Genomic DNA, 17,143 nt, shown 5'->3' on the forward strand with positions numbered 1-17,143 from the left:
CAGCAGGCAGAGTTGCATGCCTTCAGGGCGTATGAGGTAGGGGTGCCAGGCGCGGCAAGTGCGGGCTGAATTTGGCGCGTTTGGTGGCAAAAAACGTTTTGACGTTGCGCACATTGGCCTGAGCCGTGAAGAGTCGCTGTGACAGTGCGAGATATGCAGGCATGTCTTTGCAGGCGATCACCAGCATAAAGTCAGGGCCTGGCGAGACACGCCAGCATTGCTGCACGCCGTCTTCTGCGACAGCAGCAGCTTCAAATGTTTCCAGTGCTTCTGCATTCTGACGCTCCAGTGTTACTTCGACCAGTGCTTGCAAGCCATGACCAACCAAGGGCGCGAGCATTTCAGGGCGTGCAATGGCTACCTGGCGTTCTATCAGTCCCAGCGTATGCAGTCGACGCACTCTGCGCAGACAGGTTGGGGGGGAGATGTGCAGCAGTTCAGCCAGCTTCAAATTGCTCAATCCCGCATCACGCTGTAGTAAATCCAGCAACTGTAGATCAGTCAGGTCTAGAACTGTATCTGCGATATTTGTTTCATGATTCATTAAAATATGAAAATTAATTTCAGTGACAATTTGTGCTGAAATTTTATTTCAAAAATAAAGAAAAATAGATCATTAGTTTTTTTGATGTGGTCTTAGCATCGTTGCAGTTTCAATTTTTCCACGGAGTTCCTTCTATGTGTGGCATCGTCGGCGCAGTTTCCACGCGCAACATCGTTCCTTTGCTGGTGCAAGGTTTGCAGCGCCTGGAATACCGTGGTTATGACTCTTGTGGTGTGGCTGTGCACCGCATGGTGACTGGCACACCGATCAGTCAGGGCTTGCAGCGTGCACGCAGCACATCGCGCGTGTCTGAATTGCTGGAGCAGGTGCAGCAGGATGACTTGCAAGGTCTCACCGGTATTGCACACACACGCTGGGCGACGCACGGAGAACCTGCGGTACGCAATGCCCATCCGCATTTCAGCTACGGCCCCGGCGAAACTGTCGATAGTGGCAAGCCAGCCCGTGTTGCACTGGTGCACAACGGCATCATCGAAAATTACGAGCAACTGCGTGCGGATCTGCAAACCAAGGGCTATGTGTTTGCCAGCCAGACAGACACGGAAGTCATTTGCCATTTGGTCGACAGCCACTACAACGGCGACTTGTTTGAAGCCGTCAAGGCTGCGCGCGCACAGCTGCATGGTGCCTATGCCATCGCTGTGATGCACCGCGATGAACCGCACCGTGTAGTTGGTGCCCGCGCCGGATCTCCCATGGTCCTGGGTGTTGGTCAAGACAATAGCGAATTCTTCCTGGCTTCGGATGCCATGGCTGTGGCTGGCGTGACTGACCAAATCGTGTATCTGGAAGAGGGGGATCTGGTTGATTTGCAGCCAGGTCGTTACTGGATTGCAGACAAGAGTGGCCATGCGGTGCTGCCAGAGCAGCGCCCCGTCAAAACCGTGCATGCGCACAGTGGTGCGGTGGAGTTGGGCCCCTATCGTCACTACATGCAAAAAGAGATTTTTGAGCAGCCACGTGCGATTGGCGACACGCTGGAAGGCATTGTCCATATCGCTCCCGAGCTGTTTGACGGCGCTGATGGCACAGCGGCATGGCGCGTTTTCAAGGAAATCGACAATGTGCTGATCCTGGCTTGTGGCACCAGCTACTACAGCGGTTGCACGGCCAAGTACTGGATGGAGTCCATCGCTGGCATTCCTTGCAACGTGGAAGTTGCCAGCGAATACCGCTATCGCACCAGCGTTCCCAATCCCAAGACATTGGTGGTCACCATCAGTCAGTCAGGCGAAACGGCGGACACGCTGGCCGCGCTGCGTCATGCGCAAAGCCTGGGCATGACCAACACCTTGACCATCTGCAATGTAGCCACCAGTGCCATGGTGCGCGAATGCAAGCTGGCCTACATCACCCGCGCAGGCGTGGAAATCGGCGTGGCCTCCACCAAGGCGTTCACGACGCAACTGGCAGGTCTGTTCCTGCTGACACTGGCTTTGGCACAGTCCAAGGGCAAGCTCTCGGAACAACAGGAGCAGGAGTACCTGACCGCCATGCGCCACCTGCCTGTGGCACTGCAATCGGTGCTGGCGCTGGAGCCTCAAGTGGTGAGCTGGGCGGAGAACTTTGCCAAGCACCAGAACGCATTGTTTCTGGGGCGTGGCATGCACTATCCAATTGCCCTGGAAGGTGCACTCAAGCTCAAAGAGATCACCTACATCCACGCAGAAGCCTACCCTGCGGGTGAGCTCAAGCATGGACCGCTGGCCCTGGTGGACAACACCATGCCAGTGGTGACCGTCGCCCCCAACGATGAATTGCTGGAAAAGCTCAAGAGCAATATGCAGGAAGTGCGCGCACGTGGTGGCGTGCTGTACATCCTGGCAGACGCCAAGACAAACATCGAAAATGCAGAAGGCATGCATGTGATCCGCATGCCAGAAAACTACGGTGCCCTCAGCCCCATCTTGCACGTAGTTCCACTGCAATTGCTCTCTTATCACACGGCAGTTGCGCGTGGCACTGACGTGGATAAGCCACGTAATCTGGCGAAGTCGGTGACGGTGGAGTAAATCGCCGTTTTAAGTCCTCGATTGTTATTCTGGATAATTAAAGTCGTAAACTCGCAATTAAAGTCGTAAACCCCACACTAGCATTCATGCAGGTTTTGGGGTGAGGGTTTGTAACTGCAAAGTCGTAAACTGAGAAACATCTGAGCGATTTTTCTTACAGTATCTTAATGTCGAGCTTTCCAACATTGCTTTGAATGCTATGAAAAAGGCGCTCCTTTGGAGCGCTTTTTGTTTTGGCGGCTAGTTGGAGCCGCTAATACTACCCAGCAAACCGAAGGTTTGCGATTGAGACGAGGCGCGAAGCCGCAGGCAGTACTGGCGTACGACAAGGCGAAGCGACGACGTATCAATGGTTGTGTTAGTGCGTCTTAGTCTGTGTGCCCTGCACAAGGCCCCAAAATTCCTTGGTTGTATGTGTTGGGCGTTGTTGCATAAATCAACCTGCCGCAAGCTGTAGGCTTGCGACATGAGTCAGTCATCTAAGCCTCGCTACCGCACCATCAACTGGAAACAGTAAAACGCTTGCCTAAGGATGAGAACTTAGAGAGTGTCATAGGTGATGGAGCTTACGACACCAAGCAAGTCTATGAAGCGTTCATCAGGCATGGAGCTATCCCAATCATTCCTCCACGCAAGAATGCTCTAATTCGGAGGGGAAGAGTCTTTGAGCAGCGCAATTCGGCCATTACTGCATGCAGGCGGTTAGGGCGCAGTATCTGGAAGCGCTGGATTGGCTATCACAGGCGAAGCTTGGTGGAAACCAAGAAGCACTGCATCAAGCGACTGGGCGAGCGTGTGATGTCTCGCACCGTTGAGCGGCAAGTGAACGAGCTGCACATACGAGCAGCAATATTGAATCGGTTTACAGAGCTAGGCCGTCCTCAGACGGAGGCCGTGGCATAGCCACGGCTGGGTTTGGGGAAGCTTGTCCTGAAATTGATTTATGCAACAACGCCTCTAATTGGTTAGGTCAGCTATCTTCGTAGCGTGTTGGTAATTGCGCTTTTCTGCATGCAAGAAGGCCATGAAATCTGTGCGCTCTTGGTATGCGATGCTGAATCCCATGTCTTCTAGCTTATGGACCAGTGCCGGGTCTTGGAGTAGGTCTTCAACTACCTGAGACCAAAAAGTGGCGAGTTCGGCCGGAGTGCCCTGGGGGAGGAACAGGCCCTGCCAGTAAAGAGGATGGAATCCTTTGAGCCCCAGTTCTTGCAGTGTGGGGACGTTGGGCAGCAGATGCGAGCGTTGACCGGATGCAATCGCAAGAGGGCGTAGTTTTTCGTTGTGGATATGGGACGCAATCGGCGCAATGCCAGCGAAAAGCAGATCCACTTGTTGGGCCAATAGGCTGGCGGTAGCGCTTGCACCGCCGCTGTAGGGCACATGTATGAGTTCTACGCCCAGTGAATGCTTGAAAATTTCTCCGGCCAGATGGTGTGAACTGCCTATGCCGGATGAGGCAAAGCTGATGCCTTTTGGGTTGTTGTGAGCTGCTTGGCGAATGTCTGTAACTTGCTGAATCTGTGATTCTTGATTGGTGACCAGAACGATAGGCATTTCGCTGATGCGGGCGACCGGAACCAACTGGTCTACGCCATTGCGTCGCAGCGAAGGGTTGAAGAGCTGGTTGATGAATATTTCTGCTGGCGATGCCAACAGCAAGGTGTTGCCATCTGTACGGGATTTGGTCACATAGGCGGCGGCAATCGCGCCACCAGCACCCACCTTGTTTTCCACGTAGACCGGTCGCTGTAGCTTCTCAGAAAGCTGGGTAGCAATGGCTCTGGCAATGATGTCCATGGCCCCGCCAGCCCCAAAGCCCACTACTAATTTGACAGGTTTAGTGGAACTTGTTGCTATGGCCGGTGAGGCGCAGGTGACGCCGTAGACTAGTAGTATGGCAACGAGGATTCTGAGCAGGGTAATCAGAATCACCAGCAACCTAGAAAAGGGTTGTGCCGCTGATACAGTTGCGCTGGCATTGAACGGGTTCATGGAATCGGGGCGTCAAGCTGATGCTGATCCTGCTACTTAAGCGTATTGCTGAGAGCAGGCGTAGAAGTGAGGGTTGCTCAAGTCTGATTTTCCGTAACGCAGCACATCTCCATCCAGTGTGCGAATCTGGCCACCTGCGGCGGCCAGCACGGCGTGGCCGGCGGCGATATCCCATTCCATGGTGCGGCCAAGGCGAGGGTAAATGTCGGCTTCTCCAGCGGCGACGAGGCAAATTTTGAGGGAGGAGCCTGCGCTTTTGATGGAGCGTACTAGACGACCTTGAAGAAACTGATCCAGAGCCTGGTTGTCACCGTGTGAGCGGCTAGCTACGACATCCAGTCCATCTGTAGGAATATCCCGGCATGTGACGGGCTGGCGCTGGCCGTTGAATTCCATCCATGCTCCCGAACCTTGCGCACCGGCATACATTCGGTCCAGTGCTGGGGCATAGACGACGCCGAGGATGGGGTGACCATCTTCAATGAGTGCAATGTTGACTGTGAATTCGCCGTTGCGCTGGATGAATTCTTTGGTACCGTCCAATGGGTCTACGAGCCAAAAACGTTTGTTGGTTTTGGGGATGTGGCCATTCGCCGCAGCTTCTTCTGAAACGATGGGAGTTTGTGGTTCGAGTGCTCGAAGGCACGTCAGTATGAGTTGCTCTGCTTGCTCGTCTGCTTGGGTCACAGGGGAGGCATCTTCTTTGCTGCGCATTCCAAAATCGGACTGATAAATTTCCATGATCAAGGCACCGGCTTCGCGGGCAATTGTCATGACGCTTTCCAGCAGTGTGTTCTGGTTTTGGGGGTGGCTCACAAAAATCTCCTTCATTTCTGCTGTCTGTGGTCCATTTGGTCTATGCGCCTACGGCGAGATGGTTGGACAGTAAATGCATTCAGGTATTCATCACCTAGCAAGTGAATGTTTAATAGGAGTGCATATGTCCATCGGCAGAAATCTCAGCATTGAGAAAATCAATCAACTGCGTGTGGATGCAGTCAAGTTACGTCTACAGGGAAAGACGCTGAAACAGATCAGCCAAGCCACGCAGTTGTCGGCACCCACCATCATTGCGGCGCACAAAGCGTGGATGAAAGGGGGCTGGCCGGCAGTCGCTATCCGTGAGCGTGGACGCAGGGTGGGAGAGGGGCGCACCTTGTCTGCCGTGCAGGAGCAGGATATTTACGTGCAGCTGGTGAGTACACAGCCGGCTGATCATGGGTTGCCGTTTCTGTTGTGGCAGTTGGATGCAATGCAGCAGCTGATTCAGCAGCGTCTCGGGATGGTTTTGCCAGAGCGCACCACTGCACAGTATTTGCAGCGCTGGAATTTGAGTGCGGATCGCCCCGTCAAGCGCATGAAAGATGCGTCAAGTGCTGCACAACGCTGGTATGCCAGTACCTACAAAGATATCTGTGAGCAAGCCCTCAAAGAGGGGGCGCACATCATGTGGATTGATGACTTTGGCGCACACAACAATTGCCCAGGGAGATTGCGCCATGGCATTTTGCGTGCAGTCAATAACCGCGGGACTGTGCTGTGGCAGCCCTATGAGGGAAGCCTGCGGGCGATGCATTTAGAAGATTTTTTCGACAGGCTGGGGCGTTCCGCTGAACGCAAGATTTTTGCGTTGCTCCCGGCCATGCAATGGCAGCGTGCTGCGACATTTTCTTCGCTGACGTGTGACAGGTGGGACAAGTTGCGCCTGTTTCACTTACCTGCTGAAAACAAAATGGCCAGTCTGAAAAGGTCCCTAGAACAACAAGCAGCACAGCAAGGCAGGGGCAAGATAAAAAGTCAAAAAAAAATCTCCGAACAAACCCTGGTGTCGCAGGCGTTGCCACCTATGGCGAGCATGACGCAGGTGCTTCTAAAACATCAAATCGCTCAAAAAATTGAAGAAGGCGACTTCTACAGTGCAAGGCCTCAGAAACAGAAAACCAAGGAGAAATCTGTGCTGCTTACGCATTTGCAACGGTTAGAAGCCGAGAGCATTCATGCCATGCGCGAAGTGGTTGCCGAAGCCGACAACCCTGTCATGTTGTATTCGATTGGCAAGGACAGTGCGGTCATGCTGCACTTGGCCATGAAGGCGTTTTATCCTGCCAAGCCACCCTTTCCATTGCTGCACGTGGACACCACCTGGAAATTCCAGGAAATGTATCGCTTCCGCGATCAGATGGCTGCCAAGCTGGGTATGGATTTGCTGGTGCATATCAACCCAGATGGCGTAGAAATGGGTATCAACCCATTTAAGCACGGCTCGCAAACGCACACCGACATTATGAAGACCGAAGGCCTGAAGCAGGCCTTGGACAAGTATCGCTTCGATGCAGCCTTTGGCGGTGCCCGCCGCGACGAAGAAAAGTCGCGTGCCAAAGAGCGTATTTTTTCGTTCCGTTCGGATCAGCATCGTTGGGATCCGAAGAACCAGCGCCCAGAGCTTTGGAGTCTCTACAACACACGCAAGAACAAAGGTGAGTCGATCCGCGTGTTTCCTCTGTCTAACTGGACAGAGCTGGACATCTGGCAATACATCTATTTGGAAAATATTCCAATCGTTCCTTTGTATTTCTCAGCACCTCGTCCGGTGGTTGAGCGCGATGGTACGTTGCTAATGGTGGATGACGATCGGATGCCACTGAGGAGTGGTGAAGTACCCATGATTCGCAATGTGCGCTTCCGTACTTTGGGCTGCTATCCACTGACCGGTGCTGTGGAGTCTGATGCCAATACGCTGCCACAGATCATTCAGGAAATGCTGTTGACGCGCACTTCCGAGCGACAAGGTCGCATGATTGATCACGACTCGGCAGCATCTATGGAGAAGAAGAAACAAGAGGGGTATTTCTAATGGCACACGTATCTGATCTGATTTCCGAAGATATCGAGAAATATCTGAAGACACACGAGCAAAAAAGCCTGTTGCGCTTCATTACCTGTGGCAGTGTGGATGATGGCAAGAGTACATTGATTGGCCGCTTGCTGTATGAATCCAAGATGCTTTTTGAAGACCAGATGGATGCGCTGGTCGTAGACTCTAAAAAGGTCGGTACTCAAGGCGGTGACCTGGACTTTGCACTGCTGGTGGATGGCTTGGCTGCAGAGCGCGAACAAGGCATCACGATTGATGTGGCTTACCGCTTCTTCTCGACAGACCAGCGCAAGTTCATCGTGGCTGATACGCCGGGTCATGAGCAGTACACCCGCAATATGGTCACTGGTGCATCGACAGCAGATGTGGCGGTCGTCATGATTGATGCACGCCGTGGCGTGCTCACCCAATCCAAGCGCCACAGCTACTTGGCTTCGCTCATTGGCATTCGCAAGATTGTGCTGGCCGTCAATAAGATGGACTTAATGGACTACTCCGAGAAGGTCTACAACGACATCGCTGCCGACTATCGCGAGTTCGCCAAAAAGATCGGTCTGGAGGACATCACTGCGATTCCGATGTCTGCTTTGCGCGGTGAAAACATCACCGAGCGCAGCGAGCACATGCCTTGGTACCACGGCACGACTTTGATGGGTTATCTGGAAACGGTGGAGGTCGATGAGGCTCGTCAGCAGCGACTGCCGTTCCGCATGCCTGTTCAGTGGGTCAACCGCCCCAACTTGGATTTCCGTGGTTTTGCAGGCCGTATTGCAGGTGGCAAAGTGCACCCCGGCAATGAAGTCCGTATTTTGCCTAGCGGCCGTGTTACCAAGGTGGCCCGAATCGTCACGCAAGATGGGGACTTGCAGCAGGCGGTGGCAGGTCAATCCGTTACTCTGACATTGACGGACGAGGTGGACTGCAGCCGAGGCGATGTGATTGCTTTGGCTAACTCGCCTGCGGACGTGGCTGACCAATTCCAAGTCACACTGATCTGGATGCATGAGCAGCCTATGTTGGGTGGCCGCCCTTATCTGCTGAAAATCGGAGGCAAGATTATTCCGGTCACGTTTGCTGCGCCAAAGTACAAAATCAATGTGAATACGTTGGAGCACTTGGCGGCGAAGGAATTGGCACTCAATGAGATTGGTGTCTGCAATATGTCTGCCAGCCAGCCAGTTCCTTTCGACTCTTATCAAGACAATCGCGAAACGGGCAGCTTCATTCTGATTGATCGTCTCAGCAATGCGACGGTGGGCGCTGGTTTGATTGACTTTGCGCTGCGTCGATCGGACAACATTCACATGCAACATGTGGATGTCGATAAAAAAGCACGTGCTGAATGCCTTGGTCAAAAGCCTGCTCTGTTGTGGTTCACAGGCCTGTCAGGCGCTGGTAAATCGACCATTGCCAATTTGCTCGAAAAACGCCTGTACACGCTGCGTCGTCACACCTATTTGCTGGATGGTGACAACGTGCGTCATGGCTTAAATAGAGATTTGGGCTTTACGGATGCTGACCGTGTGGAAAACATTAGACGTGTTGCAGAAGTGGGCAAGCTGTTTGTGGATGCAGGTTTGATCACCATCACCGCGTTTATTTCTCCGTTCCAAGCAGAGCGAGACATGGCTCGTAAGCTGGTCAATGAAGGCGAGTTTCTAGAAATTTTTATCGATACTCCGCTGAGCATTGCTGAAGAGCGCGATCCGAAGGGTTTGTATAAGAAGGTTCGACGCGGTGAACTCAAGAACTTCACTGGTATTGATTCTCCGTTCGAAGTGCCCACGCAACCTGATATTCATATTTCGACCACAAATATGACTGCAGAACAAGCGGTGGACAAGATCATTGCCGAGCTAACTGCTCGCGGCATCATCGGTGTGAGCGGGTAAGCACTCTCCAACAGCGTGCGCGTCGCATCTTTCAAGAGCGGCGCGCTGGTTTCTCTCTTAGAGCCGCGAACACCAACCACCAAATCGAAGTTTTGCGATTGAGACGAGGCGCGAAGCCGCAGGAAGTACTGACGTACGGCAAGGCAAAGCAACGACGTATCAAGGGTGGTGTTAACGGGGCTTAATGCCTGTGAGCAAGCTAGTCGCAGGCTCTTATCAAAGAGTCAGAACATGGAACATCAAGAGATCAATGAAAAGCTACTTACTGGAGAAGTTTGGGCAGAATTTTGCGATCACCTCAAGCGCTGCGGCGAGCAGATTCTGCGTCTGGAGACACCAGCAGACCCGGCTATTCGTGCCGAAGGATTTCGCTACCTGAGCAGGCTGCTGCGTATTGCACTCGAAATGCATGTGGAGTTTGCCGATCCGGAATTCCCCAGCTTCTTCAAAACCTCGCATGAGACTGCCAAGATCGGTGCAGACAATCCCGATAACATTTATGAGTACGCGCGTCTTCGAGGAGAACTGACTTACCGTATCTACGGCAATCGCGGTACGGTGTCCTATTTGAGTATCAGTACCCAAAAGGGTGGCTATGAGACGGACGGGAAGATGACCGTCACAGGATTTATCGATGCCTCCAAACTGAAGACAGATGCCCATGGCAACTTTGAGCTGATCCTCAGCAAGGAACCACAGCCCGGTAACTGGTTGCCCATGGAAGAGGCCTCTGTATCCGTGCTGGTGCGGCAGACATTTATGGATCGAAAAACGGAAGTGCCTGCCAAGTTGACGATTGAGCGTGTTGGCACCCAAGACAAGCCAGGTCCGCTCGATCCTGTGAAGTTTGTGCAGGCATTGCAGCGTGCTTCCAGCTTTGTCGAAAGCACCTCCAGAATATTCGCAGACTGGGCACAAAGCTATCTGCCCCATAGCAATGAATTGCCACCGGCTGATCAAGCGCACTGCCAAGCAGCGGGTGGTGATCCCAACATCTACTACTACCACTCGCATTGGTCGCTCAAGGAAGATGAGGCGTTGATCATCCATGTCGACAAAGTTCCGGATTGCTCTTTCTGGAATCTGCAAATCAACAACTACTGGATGGAATCGCTGGATTACCGCTATCACCAGATTTGCATTAACAAGCATCAGGCGGTCTATGACGCGAATGGGGGCGTAACGCTGGTGCTAAGCGAGCGCGACCCCGGGGTCCCCAACTGGCTGCAAACCGCCGGTGTGCGCCAAGGCACCATGTGCCTGCGATGGGTTGGTGCCAAAGACCAGTGTCACCCCACTACGAAGCTGATTTCTATTGAACAACTGGCTGAAACCGTATGAATGCATCCTCCATTTCTCAAGCACTCGACGTTGATGAATTGCTGCAAGCAGCGCGCGAAAGAGCCGCAGGCTTAGATTACTTCGGTGACGATAACTATCGACAAGCATTGGAAGTGCTCACAAAGTCGCTCAATACAGAAGCCAAACTGTCCACCACGGGTATTGTCCTGATGCGAGAGCGTTTGGTGAGCCAACTGGCCAATCGTTTGATCGTGGAAGATTACTTCCAGCGCTTCCCAGAAATTGCGAAGATGGAGATCGATGATCCGCTGGTCATCGTGGGCTTGCCACGTACTGGCACGACCATGCTGCAGCGCACGTTGGCAGTCGATTCACGCTTTTACTCAGCAGCTTGGTGGGAAACTCGCTACCCTGCACCGCTAGCTGGCGAGTCTTTGAAAGAGCCGGTGCAGCGCATCAGCCAAGCAAAGGCTGAAGTTGCACAAATGGTGGAAGCTATTCCACAGATTCTGTCCATTCATCCGCTGGATGCCATGCTGTGTGATGAAGAGTTCATGTTGATGGAGCATTCCTTTTTGTGCGCCATGGACGCTTATGCGGACGTTCCCAGCTACACCACTTGGCTTGATCAGCAAGACTTGCGACCTGTATACACACTGCTGAAAAAGATGCTGCAGTTTCTGCAGTGGCAAAAGGCTCAGCGTGGCGAAGCACCGAGTCAGCGCTGGCTGCTTAAAGCGCCTCAGCATTTGCACACGATAGATATTCTGTTGAGCGTTTTTCCGAAAGCGAAGGTCATGCTGACCCACCGTGAGCCTGCACAAACCATTCCGTCGATGTCCAGCATGGCATATACGCTGTGGCAGATCTACAGCGACTCACCTGATGCGAAGTCTGCAGGCAAACAGTGGAACACCCGCATGGCGCGAGGGATCCGCCACACCATGAAGGTACGTGACAGCGGAAATGAGGCGCGTTTCATGGATATCCATTTCGCGGACACCGTGTCCAAGCCAATGGAAGTGCTGGAGCGTGTGTATGAATTTGCGGAGCTTCCGTTCACAGACAAGGCCCGCGCCGCTGCGCAGCAATGGATCAACAACAATGGCCGCGAAAAGCGTTCTAGCCATGATTACAGCTTAGAGGTCTTTGGTTTGAGCGAGCAGCAAATGCAGGCGGATTACGCCAGTTACCGTGCACGCCACTTGAAAGCGGCTGACTGAGACAGTCAGGCTTTCCTATGGAAAAAATCATGTTCAGCCTTTGGAAACCCCAAGGGCTTGCTGTCACTTACTGGCGTGACGCATTGGTGGATCTAGGGGGCAGCTTGGCGCGCATAGATGCCACGCAGGTGAGCGTGATGGTGGTAGATGCCGATGTAGATAAAGTGGCTGCACAGTGCATGACAGCCAGTGCAGATCCCTTGATGGGCATGGTGAGTCTGTGGCTGGATAAAAGCAACATGCTCGACCCTGTTCAAGCTGCTTTGCAAAAGCATGCTGCACGGTTACATGCCTACCACGTGCATGAATTTGTACCGTATCCAGAAAAGCGAAGCATGCGGCGAGCCCAAGTGCAGGCAGACGTTGCGATAGGGCAGCGTACGCCGGGGATGTGCCAAGAGTCGTTGTTTCAGCGCCCAGCATGGCTGGAGCTTGCGCAGTGGATGTACTACTGGCGTGACTGCCATGCTTTTAATGCGTATGCGCTGCAGTCGATTTTTGACTGTCGCCAGAACATCGTGGTGGAGTCGTTGACACCTCAGGCCCAACTGATCCACGCCATTGTGGAGGAGCACTACCCCTCCGATGCTATTGGCAGCTTGGATGGTTTCTATGGTGCTCAAGGCGACGCGAATTTGTTGTAAGAGCGCGAGCAAGCGCTATCGGATTCTGCCTGTCACTTCATGGATTTCAGTTCTTTGGACTGCGTGCTCACCAGTTTTTACCAAGCCAGTAATTAAAAACTGACGATTATTACTAGGAGACAAATGAATGTTGGATCTTGAAGCCATTGAGCTGATCAAGCAACTCAAGGCGCGGTACTTCCGTGCTATAGATACCTGCGACTTGGAAATGTTGCGGAACATACTGACTCCCGATATTAAGCTTGCTTTTAAAAGCCCTGCTTACGAATTCCACCTGGAAGGCTTAGACAAGACACTGGATTTTTACAAGACGTCATTCACTAAAACGCGCTTGGCCATGCACAACGGCCATACACCTGAAATTGAGGTCAACGGCGATGAAGCGAGTGGGCTTTGGTATCTGAACTATGTATTCATCAACCTCGATGACAAAACGCACATGAATGGTGGGGCGATTTACGAAGACCGCTACGTCAAGAGGGATGGCGGATGGCGGATTGCAGAAACTGGCTACAAGACCTTGCTGGAGACGCTGCAGCCATTAAGCGAGCAATTGAAAATTACTTCCAAGCCTATCAACTAATTCATCCGGAGTCTGTCTATGACCAAAGCTGCCAACCTCGTCACCTCCATCAAGGTAGAAATCAATGCCCCTGCCAGCCTTGTGTGGGAAGTGCTTACAGACTTGGACAAGTACGGCGAATGGAACAGCTTCTGTTTCAGTATCCGCTGTGGCATGCAGATCAATGATTTGGTAGAGATGCAAACTCGTCATCCGATCACGGGTGAAACATGGCTTGTCAATGAGTACCTGGTCGCTTGCGAGCCCGAGCAATTGCTGTCTTGGGAGCAGCGACCTGTCCCTGAAAACAAAGACGCTGCGCGCCGTGACCAATATGTGGAAGCAATTGATGAGCAGCGTTGCACTTATTTCACTACGGATCAGTTCTTAGGCCTAAACGCAGACAAGATCATGTTCGAACACGGGGCATGGGTAAAGATGGCTTTCGATCAAGTGGCGCGCGATCTCAAAGTGCGTGCCGAAGCCTTGCACCAAGCTGGTGCAACTCAGGCAGCCTAAGGCGCCCGTATTTTCATAAAAAACAAAACAGGAAGACAAACATGCTGTTGAAAGACAAAGTCGTCATCATCTCTGGCATTGGCCCAGGCATGGGTATCAAGCTGGCACTGCGTGCTGCACAGTACCAAGCCAAGGCCGTGGTGCTGGCTGCGCGCACTCAGTCCATGCTCGATGACACTGAAAAGGTCATCCGAGATGCGGGCTATACCTGTGAGGTGCTGAAAGAGGCTACCGATATTTCTAAGCCTGAGCAATGCAAGCGACTGGCCGAATTGACGGTCAAGAAATTCGGCCGTATTGATGCGTTGATCAACTCCGCCTATGCCCATGGTGCGTGGGCATCGTCCAGTAACTCGTCCATGGACGATTGGCGCAAGGTCATGGAAGTCAATCTGTATGGCTCAATGAACATGACCCAAGCCGTGGTGCCGCAGATGAAGGCACAAAAAGATGGAAGTATTGTAATGATCAACACCATGGCGACACGCCGTCCTAATCAGTTGGAGGCTGGTTACGCAGTCTCTAAGGGTGCGTTGAAAACCGCAGTGCAATATCTAGCGGAAGATCTGGGGCCCTTTGGTATTCGGGTGAACAGTACCTACAACGGCTGGATGTGGGGCACACCGGTCAAAAAATACTTCGAGGCTGAAGCCAAACGCCTAAGCCTGCCCTTGGCCTCGGTGGTTGATGTCATCGCCAAGCAAATTCCTTTGCGCCACCAAATTCCAGACGATGCAGAGTGCGCCGATGCTGCGCTATATCTGGCTAGTGATTACGCACGTGTGGTTACAGGTGCTCAGTTGGATGTCAGCGGTGGACACTATTTACCCTCTTGATAGGTTAAAAAAGGGGTTGTTGCATTGCAGAGACTTCCCATAAAAGCAAGCGCTGATGGGTTTTCTTTTTGGTGAACCTGACTGCCGTGGTGTTCAAGAGGCGTAAAACTAGGAACAGACTGCACATCTACAGACGGTAGTGTGCACATGGTGTGCACCCCCAAGAAACCAACCGCGCAGAAGGGCTCCATTCAAATCTCGTGATGTCGTGCAACTCACAACAACAATCGAGCTTGTCTGCTGCTGGTCTGAACTGTCTATAGCATCTTTGACTCCACGTCTGGCAAGTAAAAATGAGGGATTACCAATGTGGGGCGGCTGCGATCTGTCATTCGAGAGGAAAAGTATGTGTTTACGACTTTAGACGAGCAGCTGATTCAATTGAACTTTTCGAAAGCCGCATCTATCCTAGGGCAGTGTTTACGACATTAATTAGCTGGAATAGCTGGCAAACACCGGCTTGCAGTTCATCAACCTGCCATTCTTGGCACTCCTGCTTCGGGGACTTTGAACACGTTCTGAGAAGGCAGGAGTGTGAAGCTGCATCAATCCATGGATATTGCAGCGGTTTCCGCGACACTCTTCCAGTGTGCGGCGTCCTTGTCTATCTGAGCCTGAAACTCCTGAGGCAGTGAGCCGACGGGAATCAACCCCATCTCTGTCAAACGTTTGTTGAGCTCTGGGGCCTTGACGATGGCAGCGAGTTCTGTACCCAGCTTTTCGACAATGGGCTTGGGCGTAGAGGCAGGCAAGAACATGCCAAACCAGCCATTGGCTCCCAGACCAGGGTAGCCAGCTTCAGTCATGGTGGGCACAGTTGGCAGTGCTGGATGGCGCTGGGCCCCCGTAATCGCCAGGATATTGATCTTGTCTGACTGGATATGCGGGTAGGCAGCGGTTGCGTCGACAAAGGCAAGTGACACCTGTGCGCCGAGCAGCGCCGCCATTTCTGGGCCTGAGCCCTGGTAGGGAATATGCGTGATATCAATGCCTGCCATTCGCTTGAAACGCTCACCATTCATATGCGATGAGGTGGCATTGCCATAGCTGCCATAGTTGAATTTTCCGGGCTCGGCTTTGGCCTGCTGCACGAACTGCTGCAGTGTAGAGATGCCAGAGCTGCGCGGCACCATCAGGAGGTCGGCAGACCTGGCAATTTGAGACACGGGAGCCAAATCGCTGAGCTTGTAGGGCACTTTCCTGTAGAGCGCTGGAATCTGCACAACTGTGGTGATGCCCATGAGCAAGGTGTAGCCGTCTCCCGGTGCTTTGGCGACGGTGTCGTTGCCCAGAATGCCGCTGGCACCGGGCTTGTTCTCGATCACTACAGGCTGGCCCAGGCGTTGCGTTAACTGCGTGCCTATCAAGCGCGCAATGATGTCGGTGCCGCCACCCGCTGGGTAAGGCACAACGATGCGCATGGGCTTGCTTGGGTAGGCCTCCTGTGCATGCGCATATCCCATGCCACACGAGGTGCTGAGTGCAACCAGGGAAAGCCAGGAAGCGATGGCTGTGCGCCGAGTGAATGCCATGGCCGTGTCTCCTTTGAATGATGGGTGATGGCGGTGTTCGCGTTACAGCGTGCGTGCGATGATTTCTTTCATGATTTCGTCACTACCGCCGTAAATGCGGCCGATCCGCGCGTCAGTCCATGCGCGTCCGACTTGATACTCGGTCATGTAGCCGTAGCCACCGTGCAACTGTAGAAAGTCGTCGAGCAGGCGGTTCTGCAGCCTTGTGGCATTGAGCTTGACCATGGCTGCACGTTCGGGAGTGAGGGCGCGTTGCATGTGCAGGCCAATGCAGTCATCCACGAACACGCGCAGCATGGTGGCAAGTGATTTGGCTTCTGCAAGCTTGAAGCGTGTGTTCTGGAACTCGAATACGGTCTGCCCAAACGCTTTGCGCTCTCGTGTGTAGTCCACGGTTTTTTGCAGAAAGCTCTCGATGCACATGGCGGCGCGTACGGCTACCACGAGGCGTTCCTGGGCCAGCTCGTGCATGAGGTATTTGAAACCCATGTTCTCTTCGCCCAGAAGGTTGTCAGCAGGCACTTTGACGTTGTCAAAGAACAGTTCGGAGGTGTCCTGGGCCATCAGGCCGATCTTCTCCAGTTTGCGTCCCTTGCTGAAACCTGGTGTTCCTTCTTCGACGACGATCAGCGATACGCCTTTTGCACCGAGCTCCGGAGCAGTCTTCGCAACGACGATGACAATTTCGGAGTTGATGCCGTTGGTGATGAAAGTCTTGCTGCCGTTGATGACGTAATGGTTGCCTTCACGGGTTGCCGTGGTGCGCACGGACTTCAGGTCGCTGCCCGCTCCGGGCTCTGTCATGGCGATGGCGCCGATGAGCTCACCGGCAGCCATCTTGGGCAGCCAGCGGTCCTTTTGTGACTTGCTGCCATAGGCATTGATGTAGGGCGCAACAATGTCTGAGTGCAAAGGAAAACCAAGACCTGTAACGCCTGTGCGGCCGACTTCCTCGATAAGTATGGCGGCATGACCGAAGTCGCCACCGCCACCATAGGGCTCGGGCAGCATGGTGTTGAGCAACCCTTCTCTGCCAGCCTTGCGCCATACCTCCTTGGGGACGATGCCTGTGCGCTCCCATTGCGCGTGAAACGGCACAACTTCCTTTTCAAAAAAGCGCTGTACCTGCTCGCGGAATTGCTCATGGTCTTCGCGGTAAACGGTGCGGTGTATCAAGTCTTGCATG

14 protein-coding genes and 2 pseudogenes are annotated in these 17,143 nt (G+C 53.1%); 11 read left to right on the top strand and 5 right to left on the bottom strand.

Going from position 1 to position 17,143, the window contains the following annotated elements:
- Positions 1 to 22 precede the first annotated feature (22 nt).
- The gene (locus QEP11_RS15365) at positions 23 to 544 is read right to left on the bottom strand and encodes an Lrp/AsnC family transcriptional regulator (RefSeq protein ID WP_284337525.1); all 522 of its coding nucleotides are present in this window, start codon (positions 542 to 544) and stop codon (positions 23 to 25) included.
- Between the two features lie 134 nt (positions 545 to 678).
- Between QEP11_RS15365 and glmS the strand changes: the two genes are divergently transcribed.
- A complete protein-coding gene (gene glmS / locus QEP11_RS15370) occupies positions 679 to 2,577 on the top strand; it encodes a glutamine--fructose-6-phosphate transaminase (isomerizing) (protein WP_284337526.1) in 1,899 nt (632 codons plus the stop codon).
- Between the two features lie 519 nt (positions 2,578 to 3,096).
- Positions 3,097 to 3,480, top strand: a pseudogene (locus tag QEP11_RS15375) (transposase); the annotation flags it as partial.
- Between the two features lie 54 nt (positions 3,481 to 3,534).
- On the opposite strand, the gene QEP11_RS15380 reads toward QEP11_RS15375, so the two are convergent.
- Positions 3,535 to 4,572 carry a tripartite tricarboxylate transporter substrate binding protein gene (locus QEP11_RS15380; protein ID WP_284337527.1) on the bottom strand — a complete coding sequence of 346 codons (1,038 nt, stop codon included), beginning with the start codon at positions 4,570 to 4,572 and terminating at the stop codon, positions 3,535 to 3,537.
- A gap of 36 nt (positions 4,573 to 4,608) precedes the next feature.
- Positions 4,609 to 5,388 carry a 3'(2'),5'-bisphosphate nucleotidase CysQ gene (cysQ, locus tag QEP11_RS15385; protein WP_284337528.1) on the bottom strand — a complete coding sequence of 260 codons (780 nt, stop codon included), beginning with the start codon at positions 5,386 to 5,388 and terminating at the stop codon, positions 4,609 to 4,611.
- A gap of 274 nt (positions 5,389 to 5,662) precedes the next feature.
- Here cysQ and QEP11_RS15390 point away from each other — a divergent pair.
- The 9 genes and pseudogenes from QEP11_RS15390 to QEP11_RS15430 all read left to right on the top strand — a co-directional run.
- Positions 5,663 to 5,944: pseudogene (locus QEP11_RS15390) on the top strand (winged helix-turn-helix domain-containing protein); the annotation flags it as partial.
- A gap of 483 nt (positions 5,945 to 6,427) precedes the next feature.
- Positions 6,428 to 7,426 carry a sulfate adenylyltransferase subunit CysD gene (cysD, locus tag QEP11_RS15395; protein WP_284337578.1) on the top strand — a complete coding sequence of 333 codons (999 nt, stop codon included), beginning with the start codon at positions 6,428 to 6,430 and terminating at the stop codon, positions 7,424 to 7,426.
- A complete protein-coding gene (cysN, locus tag QEP11_RS15400; protein WP_284337529.1) occupies positions 7,426 to 9,339 on the top strand; it encodes a sulfate adenylyltransferase subunit CysN in 1,914 nt (637 codons plus the stop codon). Before cysD ends, cysN begins: the two co-directional genes overlap by 1 nt.
- A 231-nt stretch (positions 9,340 to 9,570) precedes the next feature.
- Positions 9,571 to 10,680, top strand: a complete 1,110-nt coding sequence (locus tag QEP11_RS15405) for a DUF1214 domain-containing protein (RefSeq protein WP_284337530.1) — start codon at positions 9,571 to 9,573, stop codon at positions 10,678 to 10,680.
- Positions 10,677 to 11,864 carry a sulfotransferase family protein gene (locus QEP11_RS15410; protein ID WP_284337531.1) on the top strand — a complete coding sequence of 396 codons (1,188 nt, stop codon included), beginning with the start codon at positions 10,677 to 10,679 and terminating at the stop codon, positions 11,862 to 11,864. Before QEP11_RS15405 ends, QEP11_RS15410 begins: the two co-directional genes overlap by 4 nt.
- Positions 11,865 to 11,893: 29 nt before the next feature.
- Complete coding sequence (locus QEP11_RS15415) at positions 11,894 to 12,508, top strand: hypothetical protein (RefSeq protein ID WP_284337532.1); 615 nt, start codon at positions 11,894 to 11,896, stop codon at positions 12,506 to 12,508.
- Between the two features lie 127 nt (positions 12,509 to 12,635).
- Positions 12,636 to 13,091 carry a nuclear transport factor 2 family protein gene (locus QEP11_RS15420; RefSeq protein ID WP_284337533.1) on the top strand — a complete coding sequence of 152 codons (456 nt, stop codon included), beginning with the start codon at positions 12,636 to 12,638 and terminating at the stop codon, positions 13,089 to 13,091.
- Positions 13,092 to 13,109: 18 nt separating this feature from the next.
- Positions 13,110 to 13,589: an SRPBCC domain-containing protein gene (locus tag QEP11_RS15425; protein WP_284337534.1), complete on the top strand. Its 480-nt coding sequence runs from the start codon at positions 13,110 to 13,112 to the stop codon at positions 13,587 to 13,589.
- Positions 13,590 to 13,630: 41 nt separating this feature from the next.
- Positions 13,631 to 14,425 carry an SDR family oxidoreductase gene (locus tag QEP11_RS15430; RefSeq protein ID WP_284337535.1) on the top strand — a complete coding sequence of 265 codons (795 nt, stop codon included), beginning with the start codon at positions 13,631 to 13,633 and terminating at the stop codon, positions 14,423 to 14,425.
- A 545-nt stretch (positions 14,426 to 14,970) separates the two neighbouring features.
- On the opposite strand, the gene QEP11_RS15435 is transcribed toward QEP11_RS15430, so the two are convergent.
- Positions 14,971 to 15,957: a Bug family tripartite tricarboxylate transporter substrate binding protein gene (locus QEP11_RS15435; RefSeq protein WP_284337536.1), complete on the bottom strand. Its 987-nt coding sequence runs from the start codon at positions 15,955 to 15,957 to the stop codon at positions 14,971 to 14,973.
- Between the two features lie 42 nt (positions 15,958 to 15,999).
- Positions 16,000 to 17,142, bottom strand: coding sequence for an acyl-CoA dehydrogenase family protein (locus tag QEP11_RS15440; protein WP_284337537.1), 1,143 nt, complete (start codon positions 17,140 to 17,142; stop codon positions 16,000 to 16,002).
- Between the last annotated feature and the right edge of the window lies 1 nt (position 17,143).

Origin of the sequence: Comamonas halotolerans (assembly GCF_030162935.1) — a bacterium.
GTDB classification, from domain to species: domain Bacteria; phylum Pseudomonadota; class Gammaproteobacteria; order Burkholderiales; family Burkholderiaceae_C; genus Comamonas; species Comamonas halotolerans.

Bases quoted from the DNA above. Each gene is read 5' to 3' on its own strand.
- QEP11_RS15435 (WP_284337536.1), bottom strand. From the start codon at position 15,957: ATGGCATTCACTCGGCGCACAGCCATCGCTTCCTGGCTTTCCCTGGTT.
- QEP11_RS15405 (WP_284337530.1), top strand. From the start codon at position 9,571: ATGGAACATCAAGAGATCAATGAAAAGCTACTTACTGGAGAAGTTTGG.
- QEP11_RS15440 (WP_284337537.1), bottom strand. From the start codon at position 17,142: ATGCAAGACTTGATACACCGCACCGTTTACCGCGAAGACCATGAGCAA.
- QEP11_RS15425 (WP_284337534.1), top strand. From the start codon at position 13,110: ATGACCAAAGCTGCCAACCTCGTCACCTCCATCAAGGTAGAAATCAAT.
- cysN (WP_284337529.1), top strand. From the start codon at position 7,426: ATGGCACACGTATCTGATCTGATTTCCGAAGATATCGAGAAATATCTG.
- QEP11_RS15430 (WP_284337535.1), top strand. From the start codon at position 13,631: ATGCTGTTGAAAGACAAAGTCGTCATCATCTCTGGCATTGGCCCAGGC.
- QEP11_RS15365 (WP_284337525.1), bottom strand. From the start codon at position 544: ATGAATCATGAAACAAATATCGCAGATACAGTTCTAGACCTGACTGAT.
- QEP11_RS15380 (WP_284337527.1), bottom strand. From the start codon at position 4,572: ATGAACCCGTTCAATGCCAGCGCAACTGTATCAGCGGCACAACCCTTT.
- glmS (WP_284337526.1), top strand. From the start codon at position 679: ATGTGTGGCATCGTCGGCGCAGTTTCCACGCGCAACATCGTTCCTTTG.
- QEP11_RS15410 (WP_284337531.1), top strand. From the start codon at position 10,677: ATGAATGCATCCTCCATTTCTCAAGCACTCGACGTTGATGAATTGCTG.
- cysD (WP_284337578.1), top strand. From the start codon at position 6,428: ATGACGCAGGTGCTTCTAAAACATCAAATCGCTCAAAAAATTGAAGAA.
- QEP11_RS15415 (WP_284337532.1), top strand. From the start codon at position 11,894: ATGTTCAGCCTTTGGAAACCCCAAGGGCTTGCTGTCACTTACTGGCGT.
- QEP11_RS15420 (WP_284337533.1), top strand. From the start codon at position 12,636: ATGTTGGATCTTGAAGCCATTGAGCTGATCAAGCAACTCAAGGCGCGG.